Source organism: Bartonella sp. MR100HLJHH (assembly GCF_042194215.1).
GTDB classification, from domain to species: domain Bacteria; phylum Pseudomonadota; class Alphaproteobacteria; order Rhizobiales; family Rhizobiaceae; genus Bartonella; species Bartonella grahamii.
Window position 1 is genome coordinate 1 of the sequence record NZ_JBHIMR010000120.1, and the last position, 519, is coordinate 519.

At 43.2% G+C, this 519-nt stretch carries 1 protein-coding gene; it reads left to right on the plus strand.

Features of this window, described 5'->3' with window-relative positions:
* A partial coding sequence (locus tag ACFIJ7_RS09860) for a phage portal protein (RefSeq protein ID WP_375645226.1) occupies positions 1 to 519 on the plus strand: 519 nt, incomplete at both ends.

Here is a 519-nt window from a genome sequence, read left to right on the forward strand (position 1 = left end):
TATGGGGATTGAATTTAATGCCAGTGGTAAGCGCGTTGCTTATCATTTCTGGGAACATCACCCCTATGATGATGTCCTTGCAAATATGGCATTTGAGAGCCAAGAGCGCGTGCGCGTCCCTGCTGAAATGGTCATTCATATCAAAGAGCGCCGTATTGCCGGACAATTGCGCGGTTCTCCCAAAATAACGCGCGCTATGACAAAGATCTTTCAACTCGAATCCTATGATGATGCAGAGCTTGAACGAAAAAAAACAGCGGCTCTTTTTGCAGTGTTTATTACAGGGAAGGAATCTCATGAGGCAGAGTTAGAGGACAATCGTGAAAAAACGAAAATTGAACAGAAGGTAGAAAAGAAGATTGAAGAGGTACCTGAAGAGCATCCAATTTACCCTGGCTCAGTTAACGTGGTCGATGGCGAAAAACAAATTACATTTTCAACCCCTGTTGAGGTTGGTGGCTCTTATGAGGCTTTTCAATTTCGCAATATCTTGAAAATTTGTGCAGCACTTAATATGCC